This is a genomic window from Planifilum fimeticola (assembly GCF_003001905.1).
Taxonomy (GTDB): Bacteria; Bacillota; Bacilli; order Thermoactinomycetales; family DSM-44946; genus Planifilum; species Planifilum fimeticola.
The window spans coordinates 188,705-207,282 of record NZ_PVNE01000002.1 but is presented as its reverse complement, the minus strand read 5'-3'; the positions used below and the strand labels follow the sequence as shown (position 1 = coordinate 207,282).

The 18,578-nt window shown below is 57.4% G+C and carries 19 protein-coding genes; 4 read left to right on the top strand and 15 right to left on the bottom strand.

The window, feature by feature from the left end; translation table 11 throughout:
- Nucleotides 1-178: 178 nt before the first annotated feature.
- From wrbA to CLV97_RS02390, 3 genes are all read left to right on the top strand, one after another.
- Nucleotides 179-787 carry an NAD(P)H:quinone oxidoreductase gene (wrbA, locus tag CLV97_RS02400; RefSeq protein ID WP_106343917.1) on the top strand — a complete coding sequence of 203 codons (609 nt, stop codon included), beginning with the start codon at nt 179-181 and terminating at the stop codon, nt 785-787.
- A 213-nt stretch (nt 788-1,000) separates the two neighbouring features.
- Nucleotides 1,001-1,258: a ferredoxin gene (locus CLV97_RS02395; RefSeq protein ID WP_106343965.1), complete on the top strand. Its 258-nt coding sequence runs from the start codon at nt 1,001-1,003 to the stop codon at nt 1,256-1,258.
- 133 nt (nt 1,259-1,391) lie between these two features.
- A complete protein-coding gene (locus tag CLV97_RS02390; RefSeq protein ID WP_106343916.1) occupies nt 1,392-1,919 on the top strand; it encodes a nitroreductase family protein in 528 nt (175 codons plus the stop codon).
- 119 nt (nt 1,920-2,038) lie between these two features.
- Here CLV97_RS02390 and CLV97_RS02385 read toward each other — a convergent pair whose 3' ends face one another.
- The 5 genes from CLV97_RS02385 to CLV97_RS02365 are packed head-to-tail and all read right to left on the bottom strand — an operon-like array spanning nt 2,039 to nt 4,783.
- The gene (locus tag CLV97_RS02385; RefSeq protein WP_106343964.1) at nt 2,039-2,344 is read right to left on the bottom strand and encodes a metal-sulfur cluster assembly factor; all 306 of its coding nucleotides are present in this window, start codon (nt 2,342-2,344) and stop codon (nt 2,039-2,041) included.
- A 36-nt stretch (nt 2,345-2,380) separates the two neighbouring features.
- Complete coding sequence (locus CLV97_RS02380; RefSeq protein WP_106343915.1) at nt 2,381-3,613, bottom strand: hypothetical protein; 1,233 nt, start codon at nt 3,611-3,613, stop codon at nt 2,381-2,383.
- A 13-nt stretch (nt 3,614-3,626) separates the two neighbouring features.
- Complete coding sequence (locus CLV97_RS02375) at nt 3,627-4,175, bottom strand: DUF2249 domain-containing protein (RefSeq protein ID WP_106343963.1); 549 nt, start codon at nt 4,173-4,175, stop codon at nt 3,627-3,629.
- Nucleotides 4,176-4,188: 13 nt separating this feature from the next.
- Nucleotides 4,189-4,536 (bottom strand): hypothetical protein, encoded by a 348-nt coding sequence (locus CLV97_RS02370; RefSeq protein WP_106343914.1) that lies wholly within the window; start codon nt 4,534-4,536, stop codon nt 4,189-4,191.
- 13 nt (nt 4,537-4,549) lie between these two features.
- Nucleotides 4,550-4,783, bottom strand: a complete 234-nt coding sequence (locus CLV97_RS02365) for a DUF2249 domain-containing protein (protein WP_106343913.1) — start codon at nt 4,781-4,783, stop codon at nt 4,550-4,552.
- A gap of 225 nt (nt 4,784-5,008) precedes the next feature.
- On the opposite strand from CLV97_RS02365, the gene CLV97_RS02360 reads away from it, so the two are divergent.
- Nucleotides 5,009-6,181: an MFS transporter gene (locus CLV97_RS02360; protein WP_106343912.1), complete on the top strand. Its 1,173-nt coding sequence runs from the start codon at nt 5,009-5,011 to the stop codon at nt 6,179-6,181.
- Nucleotides 6,182-6,244: 63 nt separating this feature from the next.
- Here the strand turns inward: CLV97_RS02360 and CLV97_RS02355 are convergent, their stop codons facing one another.
- From CLV97_RS02355 to CLV97_RS02315, 10 genes are all read right to left on the bottom strand, one after another.
- Complete coding sequence (locus CLV97_RS02355; protein WP_281257567.1) at nt 6,245-7,237, bottom strand: aldose 1-epimerase; 993 nt, start codon at nt 7,235-7,237, stop codon at nt 6,245-6,247.
- A 59-nt stretch (nt 7,238-7,296) separates the two neighbouring features.
- Complete coding sequence (locus CLV97_RS02350) at nt 7,297-8,142, bottom strand: SDR family oxidoreductase (protein WP_106343911.1); 846 nt, start codon at nt 8,140-8,142, stop codon at nt 7,297-7,299.
- A gap of 87 nt (nt 8,143-8,229) precedes the next feature.
- Nucleotides 8,230-9,288: a mannonate dehydratase gene (uxuA, locus tag CLV97_RS02345; protein WP_106343910.1), complete on the bottom strand. Its 1,059-nt coding sequence runs from the start codon at nt 9,286-9,288 to the stop codon at nt 8,230-8,232.
- A 32-nt stretch (nt 9,289-9,320) separates the two neighbouring features.
- Nucleotides 9,321-11,393: an alpha-glucuronidase family glycosyl hydrolase gene (locus CLV97_RS02340; protein WP_106343909.1), complete on the bottom strand. Its 2,073-nt coding sequence runs from the start codon at nt 11,391-11,393 to the stop codon at nt 9,321-9,323.
- A gap of 17 nt (nt 11,394-11,410) precedes the next feature.
- Nucleotides 11,411-11,551, bottom strand: a complete 141-nt coding sequence (locus CLV97_RS18030) for a hypothetical protein (RefSeq protein ID WP_170070334.1) — start codon at nt 11,549-11,551, stop codon at nt 11,411-11,413.
- A 192-nt stretch (nt 11,552-11,743) separates the two neighbouring features.
- Nucleotides 11,744-13,015: a glucuronate isomerase gene (locus CLV97_RS02335; protein ID WP_245891331.1), complete on the bottom strand. Its 1,272-nt coding sequence runs from the start codon at nt 13,013-13,015 to the stop codon at nt 11,744-11,746.
- A gap of 103 nt (nt 13,016-13,118) precedes the next feature.
- Entirely contained in the window at nt 13,119-14,285 is a 1,167-nt protein-coding gene (gene xylA, locus CLV97_RS02330) for a xylose isomerase (protein WP_106343908.1), read from the bottom strand.
- Nucleotides 14,286-14,375: 90 nt separating this feature from the next.
- Entirely contained in the window at nt 14,376-15,923 is a 1,548-nt protein-coding gene (gene xylB, locus CLV97_RS02325; RefSeq protein WP_106343907.1) for a xylulokinase, read from the bottom strand.
- On the bottom strand, nt 15,920-17,056 hold the full coding sequence (locus CLV97_RS02320; protein ID WP_106343906.1) for a sugar ABC transporter permease: 1,137 nt from the start codon (nt 17,054-17,056) through the stop codon (nt 15,920-15,922). The genes xylB and CLV97_RS02320 overlap by 4 nt, the downstream gene beginning before the upstream one ends.
- Complete coding sequence (locus CLV97_RS02315; protein ID WP_106343960.1) at nt 17,049-18,554, bottom strand: xylose ABC transporter ATP-binding protein; 1,506 nt, start codon at nt 18,552-18,554, stop codon at nt 17,049-17,051. Before CLV97_RS02315 ends, CLV97_RS02320 begins: the two co-directional genes overlap by 8 nt.
- Between the last annotated feature and the right edge of the window lie 24 nt (nt 18,555-18,578).

Below are 18,578 nucleotides of genomic sequence, written 5' to 3'. Positions count from 1 at the left end.
TTTTATCTTGATTTCAAGATACATGAACTCAGGATAATTGGTTCCATCCCTCACCCCGAAAAGGAGGTGTTTGTCGAAGGAGGCGCTGAGCTTATCACAATCAGCCGAAAAGGACAGATTACAGATTAAAGAAGGACCGAGTATCAAAAACATGCAACATTATAAGGAGGAATACGACATGAGCGTCAAGCTTGCTATTTTCTATTACAGCTCCACCGGGACCAACCACCAGCTGGCGAAATGGGCGGCCGAAGCGGCGCAAGAAGCCGGAGCCGAAGTGAGGATCCGAAAGGTGCAGGAACTGGCCCCGGAGTCGGCCATCGAACAAAACCCCGCTTGGAAGGCGCACCATGAAGCGACGAAAAATGAACCGGTTGCCTCCCTGGAGGATCTCGAGTGGGCGGATGCCTATATTTTCAGCGTTCCCACCCGGTTTGGGAATGTACCTTCCCAGATGAAGCAGTTCCTGGACACCGCGGGAGGCCTGTGGGCCGAAGGGAAACTGGCCAACAAAGTGGTGAGCGCCATGTCCAGCGCTTCGAACCCGCACGGGGGGCAGGAACAAACCATCCTGGCCCTGTATACCACGTTCATGCATTGGGGAGCCATCATCGCCGCACCCGGTTACACGGATCCCTCCATTTTTGCGGGCGGAGGCAATCCCTACGGAACCAGCGTCACGGTCGACCAGGATGGAAACATGAAAGAAGACGTGAAAGACGCGGTCAAACATCAAGCCCGGCGCACCGTCCAGGTCGCCCAGTGGCTGCAGAAAGGAATGCAATGATCCAGAGATCCGCCGCGGGTGGCCGCGGCGGATCTTTGTGTTTTCGGCACCCTTCCCCGCCTGACCGGATTGTGAGCAGGATCACAGAAGGATGTTCAAGGATGGGTTTCAATTGAGGTGAACGGACTCTTCGCCGTTCTTCCGCACGTCCAAACGAAATCTGACGGGCTCGCGGATCCACAGGCCATGGAGTGGAGAGAGGAGGATACGGATATGGCCAAATACACCCTGGTGGATAAAGAGACATGTATCGCCTGCGGAGCTTGCGGAGCGGCCGCACCCGACATCTTTGACTATGATGATGAAGGGCTGGCCGAGAACATCCTGGAAGGGGACGACAACCGGGGAGTGGTGGAAGTTCCCGAAGAACTGTACGAGGAACTGGAAGATGCCCATACCGGTTGTCCCACCGGATCGATCAAAATTTCCTCACAGCCGATGGACGGAGATCCCGACAAAGCAGAAGAATAACGGATCAGCGGTGCCGGAAGCGCCATCACCCTTCAGGATGGCGCTTTTTCGAAATAATAAATGCACAAACGCCTATCCAATTAGATGGATTTATATTATGATCTACTTTAAATCAATAAAGGAGGAATTTTGAATGGATGTCCTGACCGCCATCGAAAAGCGTCGGGAAATCACCCGTTTTAAACCCGATCCGATTCCGGACCGTCTGATGGATGCATTGCTTCAATCCCTGTATCTGGCCCCGAGCGGAAATAACCTTCCCTCCCGGGAATTCATCGTCGTCAAGGATCGCGAAATGCTTCGATCCCTCACTCCGACCACTCCCTACATGAAATGGCTTGAACAAGCCGCCGTCGGAATCGTCATCATCGGCAGGCCGGATGTCAGCAAATATTGGCTGCAGGACGCATCCATCGCCGGGGGGTACGCCTGGCTCACCGCCGTTTCGCTGGGACTCGGTGCCGCCTGGGGAGCCGTTTACCACTCCGAGGATGAGGCGGAATCGAAGAGACGGGAAGATCGGGTCAGGAAGCTTCTGGGAGTCCCCGATCAACACCGGGTGGTGGCCGTTTTGGGCTTCGGATTCCCCGATGAAGTGCCGAATCCAAAGGAAATGTACCCGCTGGAACGGGTGGTCCACCGGGAAGGATACGGAAAGTAAGTCCCTTGCCGGGACCGTCCGGATGGCGGACGCCCGAAAGCGATGAGCCCCAAGCGGTTCAAACTCCCCGATGACAATACCAAGCCGCCCCCGGCCGAGGGGCGGCTTTTTTCGTCGGATCAGCCAAAGAAGCCCAGTTGCCTTTTCGCCTCTTCCGACATCTTGTCGGGCGACCAGGGAGGATTCCAGACGATGTCCACTTTGACGGAGCGAATCCCCGGCTGTCCCTCAAGCAGCCGTTCGACTGCACGGGTAATGGTATCGTGCAGCGGGCATCCCGGCGTGGTCAGCGTCATGCGGATATAGACGTCTCCGTCGTCATTCCGAATTTCGTACACGAGCCCGAGGTCGACGATGTTGACTCCGAGCTCGGGATCGTAAACCTCCCGCAGCAGCTCGCGAATCTCTTCCGGCTTCAGATGAATCACCTTTGGCCACCTCCTCTGTCCAACGGTTCCCGGCTAGCGGGCAAACACCCTCGCGATCAGAAATGCATAATACAGCGAGAAGAGCGAAAGGGCACCGAGACTCCACCGCGTCCAAACCGCCATCTCCATCCCCAGACCGACCATCACGGCCAAAAGGCACAATCCCACGCCTGCCAACACAAAGGCCGCCTGTCGGTCATCCAGCAGATCGCCCATCGTGGGGGTCTTCTCCTTCCCGGCACGGGGACCGTATTTGTGGGTCCACCAGAGAAAGGGAACGATTTTCGACAAATACCCGAGAATCGTCATGGCAACCCAACCCCACAGGTAAGCCCAGGCGAAGATGACAATGAACCGCTCATCCTTCGCCAGATCGGGGGCAATCAGCATGAGCGCCAGCGCCGCCGAACAGATGACAGCCAGCGCCCGCGCGCTGTAGACGGATGCCCGGATGCCGCCACCGGGATTCTTTTTGTGTCGCGCCTTGCGCACCTTCGTTATATAAAAGTTGTAAGCGTACACCGCCAGGGTCAGCAGGCCGAGGGAAAGGCCGAAGCCAAAGGCGGGAAATCCCGCCAGAAAAAGAACGACTCCCGCCAGAACCGCAGCGTTCCACAGCCATGCGATGATGCGGGGCAAACGGTCGGAGATGCCGTGCGCCAGATAAAACATCGGCAGCATTTTGTAGCTGAAGCCGGTGATCAACAGACCAAACCACCCGACCGTCCCCATCCAGATATGGCTGAAAAAGAGCGGGTCATGCCATTCAGGCCACAGTCCGAACGCGAAATTGATTCCCATCAAAAATCCGGCCAGCCCCGTAAGCAGGAGGTAAAGAAGCGCCGTAGCCGAGCTGAGGGTGATCGGATTCCACCGGGCGGCCTGCAGGATCGTCAGTCCGATATTCAGGACAAACAGCAGGATGCCCAGCAAGGCCAGCACGGCGAACAGGGCGATCCACTGCACCCGGAAAAAGCCGAATCCAGTCAGCAGGCCGAGGACCCCGGCAAAGTAGACGCCGAACTGGACATACCCCAGCCGGCGGCTGAACACGTCCCTCTGAAGCACCACGCTGATGAGCTGATACACCGCCCCCATGGCGATCATCGTCGCCCAGCCGAGGATCAGCCAATGGGCAAAAAGCCAACCGGAGGGGCTCCGCGGCGGTTGGAGGATCCATCCGGACGCCTGCAGGAGGGTCGCGAGGTTGAACAGTCCGAACAGGGCAAGTCCCGTTGCGATAAACAGAAAAGGGAGGCGAAACATCACAAGCCATCCTTTACATTTTTTGGATCGTCACCCGAGCCGAACCGTCCGGTTGTTCCTCGATCTCGTAGGGATATCCCAGCGAGTCCAGCTCCTCCAACAGGAACACGGGAACCCGGTCGTTGTGAATCACAACCCGGTCCCCCTTCCGGCACTTTTCCAGGGCATTCAAGGTGCGCATCATCGGTTGTGGGGGTTCAAGCCCGCGGTTGTCCAGTTCAATGGTCTGGGGTGAATCCGCAGTCCCGTCCCGGGATGGGTCCGCCTTCGATTTCTGCAAAGAGGGAAGCCTCTCTTCGGCCGCCCCCATCTCCCCCAATTCCTTTTTTCGTTCCTTGGATACGAAGGTCACCACCCAATGATCCTTTGCCAGCTTCTCCGTTTTGTAGGCAAAACCCTTGGCCTTCATGACGCCCAGCAGCGGTGTGGGCTTAAAGGTGGCGTGCAGAACGAAGGTGTCTTCCGGACCGAGGGATTTCACCGTGTCCATGATCAGCTTGAAGGGTTCCAGTTTTTTACGCAGGTAAGGTCGGACATCCAACTCCACCGTGCGTTCTCCCATCTTGATCATCTCCTCACTGCGACCGATCCGTGACGACGGGAGGAAGCGCCGCCTTCGCCCGTTCGTACAGAGCCGCCATCCCGCCGTAAAGGGCGTAGAAGAAGGCATCGGGCGCATCGAGGGAAAAGGAGAGGTACTGCTTCGGATCGGCTCCCAACATGTGTTCAAACAGGGCGGCGCTGTCGTAGGCATAAAAGCAGAAATGGACAAATTGAAACTCCGGCATCTTCTCGTAGATCGTCACAATGTCCTTGGCATAGCGCTCCACATCCTTCTCCGCCTCACGGATCATGGTGATCGCATCTTCCAATTCCACCGCGATTTTGATCGTTTTTTCGTCAACAACGGTGATTTTCGCCATGGCACGGCTCTCCTTATTTCTTCCCAATTTTCACTTGGAATACCTCGGGTCCCTCTTCAAGGTACTCCCAGGTGAATCCGTCGGGATACATCGACTCAAACTGGTATCGCAGGGGGATCGGATTGTGATCGTTGATCAGAAGCAAGGCTTCTCCGGGCTTCAATTGATCAAAGGTTTCAAAGATCACCCTGTGCTTCAGGTGCGGCGGATATTCCGTCACCTTGATCGTCGCTGCAAATTCCTTCATGGCCATCTCCTCCCAAGCATCAAATTACCGGACATCTTAAATGATAAAATTGTTTAAGGAACCTTATTGTGACCTCTGTCACACCCGCCGAAATATCTTCGAAAGTCCTGAATGCGCGGGATTTCTCCGGTTCGCGGAACGGGAAAAGCTCTTGACGATTCGTATACAAAAATATTAGAGTAACGAAAAGAACGTCCGAGCAATGTTCTCGAAAAGAGGGAGCCCATGAACCGAAGCCTGTTGGTCTATCTGGTATCCTTCGCCGCCTTTCTCGGCCCTTTCACCCAATCCATCTATACGCCGATGCTGCCCGAAATCCAAAGGCACTTCCACACGTCGGCCTTTGTCGTCAACCTCACCATCTCGATCTTCACCCTCGGGCTCGCCCTCATGCAGCCCGTCTACGGTCCCCTGGCGGATTTTTTGGGAAGACGGAAAGTGCTTCTCACGGGCATTTTGATCTATACGGGGGCTTCCGTCGGCGCCGCCATGTCTCCCACCATCTGGTGGCTCATTTTCTTCCGCGCCTTGCAGGCTGTGGGGATCGCCGCCGGTTCGGTGATCGCCACCACTGTCATCGGCGACCTTTTCCAGGGAAAACGGCTGGGACGGGCGATGGGCACCTTTCAAATGCTCGTCACCTTGGGGCCGGTGGCCGGTCCCGTCATCGGGGGCATCGTCGGCGGATGGACCGGCTTTTACGGGGTTTTCTGGGTCCTGACGGTCACCGGACTGCTGATCGGCGCCGCCAATATCTTCCTGTTGCCGGAAACCAAACCGGAAAGCGAAACCAAAAAATTTCATCCGGCGGACATGTTCAAGGTGGTGACCCAACGGACCGGATTGGCCATCGCGCTGCTCGGTTTTATCCAGTATTACGCCCTGTACAATTATCTCGTCTTCCTTCCCCATCTGCTGTCCGGATCCTTCGGCCTGTCTTCAAGTCAAAAGGGGTTGTCGTTCCTGCCCCTCTCCCTCTGCATCGTGGTCGGCAGTTTTCTGGGCGGACGCCTGCAGGAGAAATGGGACCGCCGCAAGTTCCTGGTCTCCGCCGGCTCCGCCAACGTGCTGGCAACGCTGCTCTACGTCGGCTGCTCCTCCTTCTCGCTGCCCTTGATCTTGGCGAGCACCGCCCTCTTCGGCCTTTTCCTCGGATTATCCCTCCCCGTACAAACCACTCTCCTCGCCACCATCTTTCAGGAGAACCGGGCGACGGCCATGGGCGGCTACAATTTCGCCCGCTATCTCGGAATGGCGGCGGGGCCGCTGCTCGGAGCACTGCTGTTCAAACTGGGAAGCCATGCCGAGTTTCTGTTCGCCGCCGCGGCGTTTGCCGGGGTGGTCGGCTTTTCTTGGCGACAGTTCCACCGGGAATGGAAATCCCGACAAGCCGCTTGACCCCAGATATCCGGAGAAAAAAGAGAAGGACCGCCAGCCGAAGCCGGCAGCCCTTCCTTCCCGTCACAAATCCCCGATCCGGCAAACGGTAATCCTGCCGCACAGGGACACGGATTCTCCCGGCCGCAGGATGTTGAGTCCCGTCAGGGACGGGGGCAGATCCAGGTTGGGTGCATTGGTCACCCAGGTGTAAGGTTCCGGGCACAAAAATCCCCGATCTCCGCCTCCGTTATAAATCACCCAGTGTCGAAAATGCTCATCGCATTCGTAAACGATGATGAGCCCCGCATTTTCGTCCCGGATGACCGCTTCATTTCGCCCTTCCGATGCTCCGGAGGAGAGGAACGCATCATCCAGGCTGCGGCCCATCAGGTTGTCCCCTTTCCTCAGCCGGAGAGTGATTGCGGTTTCTTTCAGTTCTCCTGTGGGGAGAAAACGCTCGTTCAGGACCCACTGCTTATCCGCCGCCAGGGAAAAGGAGCATTTCTCCAGGGATCCGCCGGGTTCTACGGGATAGCGAAAGGTCGTATGGTAACCAAAGCCCCAGGGAAATGCCTCCGTCCCCCGGTTTGCGATGGTGGCCGTCTTATGGAGGGTGGAACCTTCGATGCGGTACCGGACGGACAGGGTGAACGGATGCGGAAACTGCTCGTAGATCTCCGGATGTTTTTCCGTGTCGAATCTCGTCTCCAACACCGCGGATGTACCGAATGCCTCCGCTTTGACCAGCTCCCATCCCCGCTGGTACACCCATCCGTGGAGATGGTTGCGACGCTCCTTTTCGTTGATCTCCAGCCGGTAGGTCCGCCCCTGGAAGGTGAACCGGCCGTCTCCGATCCGGTTGGGCGGAAAAAGGACCGGTATGCCGTACAAGACGGGGCTTGCGCGGTACTCCTCGACGGAGCGGGGCACCCGCAGCAGTTGCCGGTTCCACTCCCGACTGAAAAGGGAAATCACGTTGCTGCCCCACCCCGGGACCAAAATCATCTCCAATCGATCATTTCCGGCGCGGTATGCCGGTTCTCCCAGAAACACGGTTTCTTCGCAACGGGCCAAGATCGATTCCTCCGTTCACAATCTCCATTTTTCTTCTGCGGCGGCCGATACACCCCCCGCTAAACCCCCGAATAGGCCATGAACCCTCCGTCCACGGGGACGACGATGCCGGTGACAAATCCGCTCGCCCGTTCGTCAATCAGCCACAGCAGCGTGCCCAACAAGTCCTCGGGTCTTCCCAAGCGTCTCATCGGCGTGTGGGAAATGATTTTTTGCGCTCTTTCCGTGTAGGAGCCGTCGGGATGCATCAAGAGATAACGGTTTTGTTCCGTGAGAAAAAATCCGGGAGCGATGGCGTTTACGCGGATTCCAGCATCGGCCAGGTGAACAGCGAGCCATTGGGTGAAATTGTTGATCGCCGCTTTGGCCGCGCTGTATGCGGGAACCTTCGTCATGGGACTGGGCGCGCTCATCGAGGAAATGTTGATCACCGTCCCCTTTTTGGGGATCATGTTCCTGACAAACACCTGGGTCGGAATCAGCGTGCCGATCACGTTCAAATCGAAAACCGATTCAAATCCTTCCGGCGAAAGGTCAAAAAAGGTGACCAGCTCCTCGTTGTTCAGATCCTCGAGGCGGAAGGTCTCCCTCGTGGTGCTTCCCTGCGGGCGGTTTCCCCCGGCTCCATTGATCAACACATCGCAGGGGCCGTACGTTTTACCGACGATTTCTCCCGCCCGCTTCACGCTCTCCACCTGAAGAACATCACACTGGACTGGCAAAGCTTCTCCGCCGGCATCCCGGATTCGCCCGGCCACCCGAACCGCCTTTTCGTACGTCCGGTTCAGAATCGCCACTTTCATGCCTTGTCTGGCCAGCTCTTCCGCCATGCAACCGCACAAAACGCCTCCCCCGCCGGTAATGACCGCCACCTTGCCCTTCAATCCGGGATGGATCGGCAGCACGTTTCACCCTCCCCTATCGCAGTAAGATCAAGTCTTCATTCCGCGGCTGTCCGAAAAAGCCGCTCCAGGGGAAAAATCCCCCCTTGGTCACCGCTTCCCCGCCTTTTCCAAGGCATCCCATAATCCCCATAGATACATGATGCCGAGGGCCCTGTCGTACAACCCGTAACCGGGACGGCTCTCCTCCTCCCAGATCTGCCTGCCGTGGTCCGGCCGGACGTAGCCCTTAAAACCGCAGTCGTGATAGGCCTCGACGATCTCATAAAGATCGAGGGAGCCGTCCCGGTGGGAGGTTTCAATAAAATCACCATCCTTGTAAACCTTCACATTCCGGATGTGGGCAAAGGGGATGCGGTCTGAAAACTCCCTCACCATCCCGGCCACATCGTTGTTGGGATCGGCACCCAAGGCCCCGCTGCAAAGGGTGATGCCGTTGCAGGGGCTGTCCACCAGACGAATCAGCCTGCGAAGGTCCTCCCGGTTTTTCATGATGCGGGGCAGCCCGAACACGCTCCAGGGCGGATCGTCGGGATGGATGGCCATCCGGATTCCGAGCTTTTCCGCCACCGGAATGATCGCCTCCAGAAAATAGCGGAGGTTGTCCCAGAGCGCCTCTTCCGTCAGTTGGCGATACCGCTCGATCAAGTCGACGAGCTGTTCCCTCGACCGGTTCGAATCCCATCCCGGTAGCGTGTACTCCCGGGAATACATGTCGGCCAGTTCCCGCGGATCCATGCGGTCGATCTTCTCATGCTCATAAAACATCGCCCGGGACCCGTCCTCCAATTCCTTGTAGAAATCGGTGCGAATCCAGTCAAAGGCCGCCATGAAATTGTAGCAGATCACCTTTACACCGACGGCCGCCAGCTTCTCCATCGTTTTTTGATAGTTTTCGATATACCTGTCACGGGAGGGAAGCCCCAGCTTGATATCCTCGTGGACGTTCAGACTCTCCACCACTTCGGCATGCAGGCCGTATTCAGCCGCTTGCCTTTTTACCATGCTGATCTCATCCATCGGCCACTCTTCACCGGTAGGGATCCGGTGAAGCGCCCAAACGATTCCTTCGACACCGGGAATTTGACGGATCTGCTTCAGGGTGACCGTATCGTTTCCCGCTCCGAACCAGCGAAAAACCATGCGCACTTTTCCATTCCTCCGATGTCCAGTCAAGGATATCAATAAATCTTACGGCCCTTTTCATCGGGAATTCCCGATTTTCTGAAAAAATATGCATTGATGACGTCCCGCCACTCCCGGGCGTTTGCCAGTTGCTCCTGAAGTTTCGACAGCACGTGCTCATATCTTTCCTCATCGATCTTCCCTTTTAAACGGGTCCATCGCCGAATGAAGTCTTCCACCCGCTCGACCCCTTCAAAATGAGTGTTGTAAATGTGTTGGATCACGGTTTCTCCGGATTTCAGACGATGGGTGTAGGGCACATGATGAAAAAACAATAGCAGTTCATCCGGACAGGTTTCGAGAGACTCATACCTTTCGCGGTTCGGCGAAAAATACTGCCCAGTAAAACCGGTTCCCGTTTTCACGGTTCTATCGACCCCGATCCCCCGATGATCGGCGTAGTGATAAGTTCCCCAGTAGGAATACTCGTATCCGTCCACATCCGGGCCGTAATGGTGCCCCGGCTTGACCATCCATCCGATTCCCAGAGGGGCGGTGTAAGATTCGTAGACCCGCCAGGATTCCAGAAGCATGTCGCGGATGGTCTGCACCACCCGCGGATCGTGCCCGAAGCTGAGGCGCACCCACTCCTCGGCGATCTCCTCCGCCGAAAGATCGGGATTCCAAGCAAGCCGGCCGAATCCGTACAAATTGGCCTGAGCCAGGGTGTGTCCCGTCCAGTTTCGGTCATCCCCCACGTTGGACACCCCGGCGATTCCGCTGTAGCGGAACGGAAACACCTGGCCCCCGACGACGGCCTTCACCGTCGACCCCTTTCCTTCGGCATGGGTGTCAAAATCCAAAACCTCCTTCCACTGGGGCACCAGGAAGCACAAATCCTTTTGCTGTCCGGTGTACTCCTGCGTAATCTGGAGCTCCAGCATCTGGTTCGTCCTTTCCATGGCGCCGAAAAGCGGGGAAACGGGTTCGCGAACCTGAAAATCCATAGGCCCGTTTTTGATCTGAAGCACAACGTTGTCGGCAAATCGACCGTCAAGGGGTTTGAAATGATCGTAGGCAGCCCTGGCCCGATCCGTGGACCGGTCGCGCCAATCCTGGAAATTGTAGACGAAACACCTCCAAACGACCAGCCCTCCGTGGGGCCTGAGGGCTTCGGCAAGCATGTTGGCCCCTTCCGCGTGATCCCGGCCATAAGTAAGCGGACCCGGCTGATGTTCCGAGTCGGCCTTGACCACAAATCCGCCGAAATCGGGGATGTGCCGATAAATCTCTTCCGTCCTTTCCCGCCACCACCGCCGAACCTCCGGATCCAACGGATCGGCGGTGGGAAGTCCGCCGATCCACATGGGGCTGGCAAAATTGACGCTGAGAAACATCCGGATTCCGTAAGCCCGAAACACGTCCGCCAACCGGGCCACGTCCGGCAGCAGGGAACCGGTGATCAACCTGCATTCTTCCCGCCCCACATTCACATTGTTGATGGAAATCGCGTTGATCCCCGTGGAAGCGAGGAGCCGGGCGTAATCCCTGACGCGATCCAGCCGGCGGGCGATCCGCCCCCCATGATAGAAGATCGATTTGCCCGCATAACCGCGCTCAACGCTTCCGTCGAGATTATCCCAATGGTTGATCATCCTCAGCCGGTTTCCCGGATTTTCGACGATCTCAAGGGAATGAAGGGGCCGGCCGATCTGCATCAGCCGCAGAAGATGGAAAACCCCATAAAGCACGCCCCTGTCAGACTTCCCGAGGAGGAGGAGGGATGCACCTCCCTCGCGATGCGCGGTTTTCAAGAGATATCCTTCCTCGCCCATCTCCTCCCACGACCGCCGGTCCACCCAGTTCCGCCCCTCCGAGGGCGCGGCCATCACCAACGACGGGGAGACTTGGGGATCACGGGAGAGGGTCGGCGAGATGCCGAGCATCGAGGAAATCCCCGCCACCAGCTCCTCCCTGGCGGAATCGAGAATCGGGGAGCTTCCGCAAACCACCAGTTTTTTGCACCACTGCCGATACTGATCCGCCAACGCTTCGTCTTCAATCCGTTCATAGCGAAGCCAGCACGGATCAGATTCCCTGCCCTTCTTTTCAACCCGGCGAGAGTCCATGAAATCCCCCCTTCTCCTCAAGCGCCCGCCTCTTCCCCTTTGACCCCCAGAATGTGACGGGCGACAGACTGGCAAAGGAAGATTTTGATCAACCAGGAATGGCTGCCGGCGGGGGATATCTTTCGGCCCCCGTCTTCGAAGAGACAAGCCCCCTTCACCAGCACGGTCTCCAAATATTTTTCAGGACCCGCACATGTTGACCGAAGCGCCCGTCGGGATCCAACCCCTCCCGCAATGGGTGGAAACACCGGCCCAGGGACCCCAGTCCGCCAAAAACATTCTCCCCGGGCGGCCGTCCCATTTCCATATCGAAACCGAAACGGATTGTTCTATACTGATCCCCCTTCCTTTCACATTCCCTTTACGAAATTCCAGAAGTTTCTATCCAGCAAGTCGCTCACGTCCCGTTCAATCTCGTTTGTTGTCAATCGCCAGCCGGTATCGAACAGCGTCTCGTACTTTCGGTAGAGCACCCGGGCGATCACCCGGCGGGAATGATCCCATTTATAGATCAGCTGATCCAACACCCTCGCATCCGAATGCTGGGGAATGAAGGCGGTGCCCAGCATTTCACACCGCATTTCGGTGATCTCCTCCACCAGGGAAGGATTGTTCAAAAACCACCAGCAGCCGAAAACCATCAAATTGCGAAATTTCCTGGCGAGCACCGTCAGCTCGTGCTGGTTTTCCCGGGACAACATCGTCACGAAAAAGCGCCGATCCGGATGTCGGGCACAGATCCGCTCCACCGCCTCCACCCTCGCCCTCCCAACCATGTCGCCGGCGAGACCGAGGGACGGGTTCACCCTCCTCTTCACCCCGATCATCATCGCGAAGGGAATGTTCAGCCGGCTGCAGGCCTCCAGAACGCAGTGATCCAGCAGGTCGGATGCCGTGGAATTCGACGGATAATCAAAATCCGGAGGAAAGGAAGCCGCCAGATAGAGGGCATCCATCCTGCGTCCCCAGTCGACCAAAAATCGAAGGGTTTCCTCCACGGTCCGACGATTTCCCGGAGAAAACTCCGGCCCCACGTCATATCCCAGCTCCCGCAACACCCGGTATTGGTTCTTCCAATCGTAAAGCAGCGGATCAATACGCAGGGAAGAGCGAAAGCGCGGGTCCTTTTTCAGCTCATCCCCCTTTTTCAGCCACAGCTCCCGTTCTTCGGGATCGAAGGGGTCATTGGTCATTACGGCGGTTTTGACCTTGGCGACGGAAAATACCAGATCGACAAACCGCCGGTACGTCAGGCCTTCGTACCATTTCCGGTAAGTGGATAGATCCCGGGAGGAAACATCCATCCCCAGCCGCCCCAGGGTGGTCAGCACTCCCCGGCACGCTTCGCTGTACGGGGAATGCTCGACAAAAAGGGTCCTCCAGACATGCTCGGCCATCGCCTTTCGGTCAAGGGCCCGGAAATCCTCATAGGATAGGGACGTCTGCCTCATCGTTTCCGCGATCAGATAATGGTACGTAAGCAGGTGGTCCACGCCCCACAACCCCAGACAGCCGAAGGCGGGAGCATACAAATGGGTGTGCATGTCCGTCACGGGGGTTCGGTCTACCGCCTCGGACACAACCTGCCAAAGACGTTCCTTATCGGAAATGACGCCCGGCAATGGCTTCACTCCTGTCGTCAAAGGCTACCGGAAGAAAATTGAGCGGTTGCGCGCAAACGCGGCAACTTCGCGAGCGGCGCAACCGCCAACGGCTTTCCCAGCATCAACGGACACCCAGCAGGATCTCCATCGTCAGCTGATCCAGCCGCTCATAGTACATGGATTTCTCAGCCATTTTCTCCCGGCTGAACTCATAATCCATCAAGGACCGATGGGCCTCGGGAGAATACCGGAATTCAAAGCCGGCCACCTCCCGCCCCGCATTGATCTTTTTCAACAGATCCTGAATCTCTCGATCCTCATTGAACCTCTTCACTTTTTCCTTCAGAATCAGATAGGTGCGCATGCATCCCTTGGCAAAATCCTTGACTCCTTCAAGATCCTCCGTCCGATAGGCATGGGCATCGAAGTGACGGGGACCCTGATACTGATAATCCTCCAACAGCTTCACCAGGAAAAAGGCGCCCTTGATGTCCGCCGATCCGAAGCGCAAGTCTTGGTCAAACCGACCGATCTGCTGGTCGTTCAGATCGATGTGGAGCAGCTTTCCGCGCTCCAACGCCTGGGCGACCGCGTGATACACATTCAACCCGGCCATCCGCTCATGGGCCACCTCGGGATTGACCCCCACCATCTCCGGATGATCGAGGGTGTCGATATAACCCAACATGGCTCCCGTCGTGGGAAGATAGAGGTCACTGCGGGGCTCGTTGGGTTTGGCCTCCAATGCGAACTTCAAGCGGTATCCCCGATCCAAAACGTAGTCGCACAAATAGTTGATCGCTTCCCGGTGACGCTTCAACGCCGTGACGGGATCCTTGGAAGCATCCACTTCGGTGCCTTCCCGTCCTCCCCACAGGACGAAGATTTCCGCGCCCAATTCCACCCCCAGTTCGATCGCTTCGATCGTTTTCCGGATAGCGTAAGCCCGGACTTCCGGGTCGTTGGACGTGAAGGCCCCGTCTTTAAAAACGGGATTCCGGAACAAGTCCACCGTCGCCATCGGCACCTTCAAACCGGTCTCTTCGAGCGCCCGGCGGAAATCGCTGACGATCTTCCGCTTCTCCTCAAAGGAAGCGTCGATCGGAACCAGATCGTTGTCGTGAAAATTGACCCCGTAGGCGCCGACCTCCGCCAACACATTCGCAATTTCGACGGGGGACCAGGGAGTGCGGACCGGTTCCCCGAAGGGATCCCTCCCCGGATTGCCAACGGTCCAGAGCCCGAAAGTGAAACGATCCTCCGGTTTCGGCTGAAAACGATCCGTCATGTAACCCCACTCCTTTTATGTGAAAGAATTGATGGAAACCGAAATGAAGTGAAAGAAGACTTCCTTCAAGAGCCGGGGAAAACCTGTCTTTTATTCGGCACCATGATGGTCGGCGACCAGCCGGTGAACAAGCCGAAAGTCTTCCTTCAAATCTTGATACAGCTTTCGGTACAGCCGGTAATAGCGGTCGTACACCGCCCGGTTCTCCCCCAGGGGACGACATTTTTCGGCCACCCGGATGGTTTGCTCACAAGCCTCTTCCACGCTCGCAAACAACCCGGTTCCCACGCCGGCCAGCAGGGCCGCACCGAAGGCGGGGCCCTCGTTGGCCCGCACGCTGTATACGTCGTGTCCGAAGACATCGGCGATGATCTGCCTCCACAAGGGGCTCCGGGCTCCTCCTCCGGACACCCGGACCTCCGAGACCTTCAGCTCCATTTCCCTCAGGATCGACAGACTGTCGGCCAGGCTGTAGGCGACTCCCTCCATGACGGCACGGACAAAATGATTCTTTCGGTGCCTTGAGGTGATACCGAAAAAGACGCCCTTCGCGGCCGGATCCAGATGAGGCGTCCTCTCACCCATCAGATACGGCAAAAAGATCAATCCTTCGCTGCCGGGCTCCACCAGGGCCGCCTGTTCCGAAAACAATTCGTACGGATCCTTGTTCAGCAGATCGGCGACATTCCTTTCCGCATCACCGAACTGATTCCGAAACCACTGCAGCGATCCCCCAGCCGCCTGAGTCACTCCCATCACATGCCATTTCCCAGGCACCGCATGGCAAAAGGTGTGCAACCGCCCTCCCGCATCCACCTTCACCTGCTCGGAAAAGGCGAAAACCACACCGGAAGTTCCGATCACCGCGGATACGACCCCGGGCCGGACGATGCCGTTCCCCACGGCGCCGGCCGCCTGATCCCCTCCGCCTCCGACCACGGGGGTTCCCGCAGCGAGGCCGGTCTCCTTGGATCCCTGGGCATGGACCGTTCCCGTCACTTCATGGGATTCGTGCAGCCGAGGCAGCCAATCCCTCTGGATCCCGAGGTGCCGAATCATCTCCCCGGACCACGACCGATTGGCGACGTCCAACAGCAAGGTCCCCGAGGCGTCCGACACCTCGGTGGCGAATTCCCCGGTCAGTTTGTACCGAATGTAATCCTTGGGCAACAAAACGCGGTGGATCCGCTCAAAGACCTCCGGCTCCCTCTCTTTCACCCACATCAGCTTCACGGCGGTAAAATTGGGGAGGGGCGGATTGGCCGTGTATTCAATGATCCTTTCCCTGCCGATCCGCTCCTCCATCCCCTTGGCCTGTGCCTCGGTCCGCTGATCGCACCAGATGATGGCCGGTCGAAGTACCTTCCCTTCCCGATCCAGCAGCACCAAGCCGTGCATCTGCCCGGTCAGACCGATGCCCCGGATCTCTTTCCCGGAAATGCCCGTTTCGGCCAAAATCCGCCCCACCGAATCCCTGACCGCTTGCCACCAGTCCTCGGGATGTTGCTCCGCCCATCCCGGCTTCGGTTGGTACATCGGATATTCGGCAAGGGCCGATGAAATCACCGTCCCGTCCTCACGGAACAGGCAGGTTTTGGTGCCCGAGGTTCCGATGTCGATCCCCAGCAAAAAACTCACGATCCCTCACTCCCCGCTTCCGATGAAATGTCCCACCAGACGGCCAAGATCAAAATGAGTCCCTTGACGATGTACTGCCAAAAGGCATCGATATCCAGCATGCTCATCCCGTTGTCCAGGCTGACCATGACCAAAGCCCCGATGAGGGAACCGGTCACGCTTCCGGTACCTCCCTTGAGGCTGGTCCCTCCGATCACACAGGCGGCGATGGCGTCCAGCTCGTACATCTGACCGGCCCCCACCGTCGCCGCGTTGAGGCGGGCCGTCAAAATCAGGCCGGCCAGAGATGAAAGCAAACCCATGATGACAAAGACGGCAAATATATGCCTTTTGACGTTGATGCCGGAATACTTGGCCGCCTCGCTGTTTCCGCCGATGGCGTACAGATACCGGCCGAAACGGGTTCGGTTCAGAACAAAACCGAAGATCAGGAGCAGGAGGAAGACAAACAGGATGGGCACGGGAATTCCCAGGTAGCGGTTCATCATGTAGACGAAGGCCACGATCAGCAGGGAGTACCCCGCCATTTTGCCGTAGGATACAACGGGACTTTCCAGCTTCAGCCCCCACTCCCGCCGCTTTTTTCTTTTGCGGGCGGTCAGGAAAAAAAGGAGAAAGATGACGATCCCACCCAGTATGTAACCGACGGCATAGGGAAGGTAACTCTGGCCGATACGCTGAAAACTCTCCTTCAGGGGGGCGACGGTTTCCCCTTTGCTGATCCCGATGAGGATTCCCCGGAAAATCAGCATGCCGCCCAGGGTGACAATAAAGGAAGGCACTCCCCGGTATGCCACCCACCATCCCTGCCACCCCCCCAGAAGGAGGCCGGCGAGGAGCGTCAACAGGAGGACAGCAGCCGTATCCCACCCGTACCATACTTGCAGGATGGCGGCCATTCCGCCGGCCAATCCCACGAGGGAGCCGACGGAAAGATCGATGTGACCGGTGATGATCACCAACGTCATTCCGATCGCCAGAATCGAGATCACGGACATCTGGCGAAACAGGTTGGACAGATTGCGGGACGACAAGAAATCGCCGTCAGTCAGAACGGTGAACAAGAGGGCGATGAATGCCAGGGCGATGATCAAGCTGTATGCTCGAATGTCGAAGGACAGCGCTTTACGCAAAGGTGCCCCCTCCCGTCACACATGCCATGATTTTCTCCTGCGTCGCTTCCTTTCGGGTAAATTCTCCCACCAGTCTCCCCCCGGCCATCACCAGGACGCGGTCCGACATCCCGATCACCTCCGGCAAATCGGAGGAGATCAGCACCACCGCCACGCCCTCCCGACTCAACTCGTCGATGATCTGATAAATGTCCGCTTTGGCGCCGATATCCACCCCGCGGGTCGGCTCGTCCAGGATCAGTACTTTCGGGTGGGTCATCAAGGACTTGCCGAGGAGGACCTTCTGCTGGTTTCCGCCGCTCAAACCCTTGATTCTCATTTCGATGTCGGCCATTTTAACCCGCATTCGGGATGCCTGCTCCTCCGCCTCCCGCAGCTCCCGCTCCTCGTCGACGATCCCGCATTTCACCAACCGATCCAGGGATGCCATGGAGAAGTTTTTCTTGATATCCATCCCGAGAAACAGGCCGTATCGTTTGCGATCCTCGGAAAGATAAACGATGCCGTGACGGATCGCCTCCCCCGGATGGCGAAGAGTGAGCTCCCTTCCCTCGAGAAGCACCGTTCCCTCCGCCTTTCCCCCGTACGCGCCGAAAATGCCGGAAAACAGCTCGGTCCTTCCCGCGCCGACAAGTCCTGCAAATCCGAGCACCTCCCCTTTTCGCAGGGCGAAGGACACGTCATGAACCACCTTTTTTTCCCTGTGAACCGGGTGATACACCGTGTAATTCCTCACTTCGAGGATCGTTTCGCCCGCAACCCCCTCCCGCTGGGGATACAGCGCGCCAACCTTTCTACCGACCATCATGGAGATGATTTTTTCTTCGCTCAATGCTTCGATTGAAGAGGTGCCCACCACTTTTCCATCGCGGAGCACCGTGACCGCATCCGCCAACTCCATCACTTCGTTCAACTTGTGGGATATATAAATGCAGGTGACTCCTTTTTCGCACAGATCCTTCAAAATCCCCATCAATCGGCGGACCTCTTCATCGGCCAACGCGGAAGTGGGCTCGTCCAGGATGAGGATGTCGCCGTTTTTGGAAAGCGCTTTGGCAATTTCGATCAATTGCTGTTGTCCGATCCCCAGACCGCCCACCTTCGCCTCCGGATCGAGATCCAGCCCGAGGAAGTCCATCCACTTTTTCGTCCGAACGTACAGCGCTTCCCGGTCAATCACGCCGTATCTGCAGGGTTCAGCGCCCAAAAAGATGTTTTCCGAAACGGTCAACTCCCCGACGAGCGAGAACTCCTGGTGAATGACGGCGATTCCGGCCGCTTCCGCATCGCGGGGGGTTTGAAAACGTTTTTCCTCCCCGTTGATCCGGATCTTCCCTTCATAACTTCCAGCCGGGTAAACACCGCTCAAAATTTTCATCAAAGTGGATTTGCCGGCGCCGTTTTCGCCGAGAAGCGCGTGGATCGTCCCTTTCTTCACGGCGAAGGAGACGCCGTCCAAGGCGCGGGTGCCGGGAAATTTCTTCGTGATCCCTTCCATCTCCAGGACGTGCACGGGATCCCC

Coding starts and splice junctions, on each gene's coding strand:
- CLV97_RS02390 (WP_106343916.1), top strand. CDS start 1,392: ATGGATGTCCTGACCGCCATCGAAAAGCGTCGGGAAATCACCCGTTTT.
- CLV97_RS02380 (WP_106343915.1), bottom strand. CDS start 3,613: ATGTTTCGCCTCCCTTTTCTGTTTATCGCAACGGGACTTGCCCTGTTC.
- CLV97_RS02375 (WP_106343963.1), bottom strand. CDS start 4,175: ATGGGAGAACGCACGGTGGAGTTGGATGTCCGACCTTACCTGCGTAAA.
- CLV97_RS02395 (WP_106343965.1), top strand. CDS start 1,001: ATGGCCAAATACACCCTGGTGGATAAAGAGACATGTATCGCCTGCGGA.
- xylA (WP_106343908.1), bottom strand. CDS start 14,285: ATGACGGATCGTTTTCAGCCGAAACCGGAGGATCGTTTCACTTTCGGG.
- CLV97_RS02360 (WP_106343912.1), top strand. CDS start 5,009: ATGAACCGAAGCCTGTTGGTCTATCTGGTATCCTTCGCCGCCTTTCTC.
- CLV97_RS02315 (WP_106343960.1), bottom strand. CDS start 18,554: ATGGAAGGGATCACGAAGAAATTTCCCGGCACCCGCGCCTTGGACGGC.
- CLV97_RS02370 (WP_106343914.1), bottom strand. CDS start 4,536: ATGGCGAAAATCACCGTTGTTGACGAAAAAACGATCAAAATCGCGGTG.
- wrbA (WP_106343917.1), top strand. CDS start 179: ATGAGCGTCAAGCTTGCTATTTTCTATTACAGCTCCACCGGGACCAAC.
- CLV97_RS02340 (WP_106343909.1), bottom strand. CDS start 11,393: ATGGACTCTCGCCGGGTTGAAAAGAAGGGCAGGGAATCTGATCCGTGC.
- CLV97_RS02365 (WP_106343913.1), bottom strand. CDS start 4,783: ATGAAGGAATTTGCAGCGACGATCAAGGTGACGGAATATCCGCCGCAC.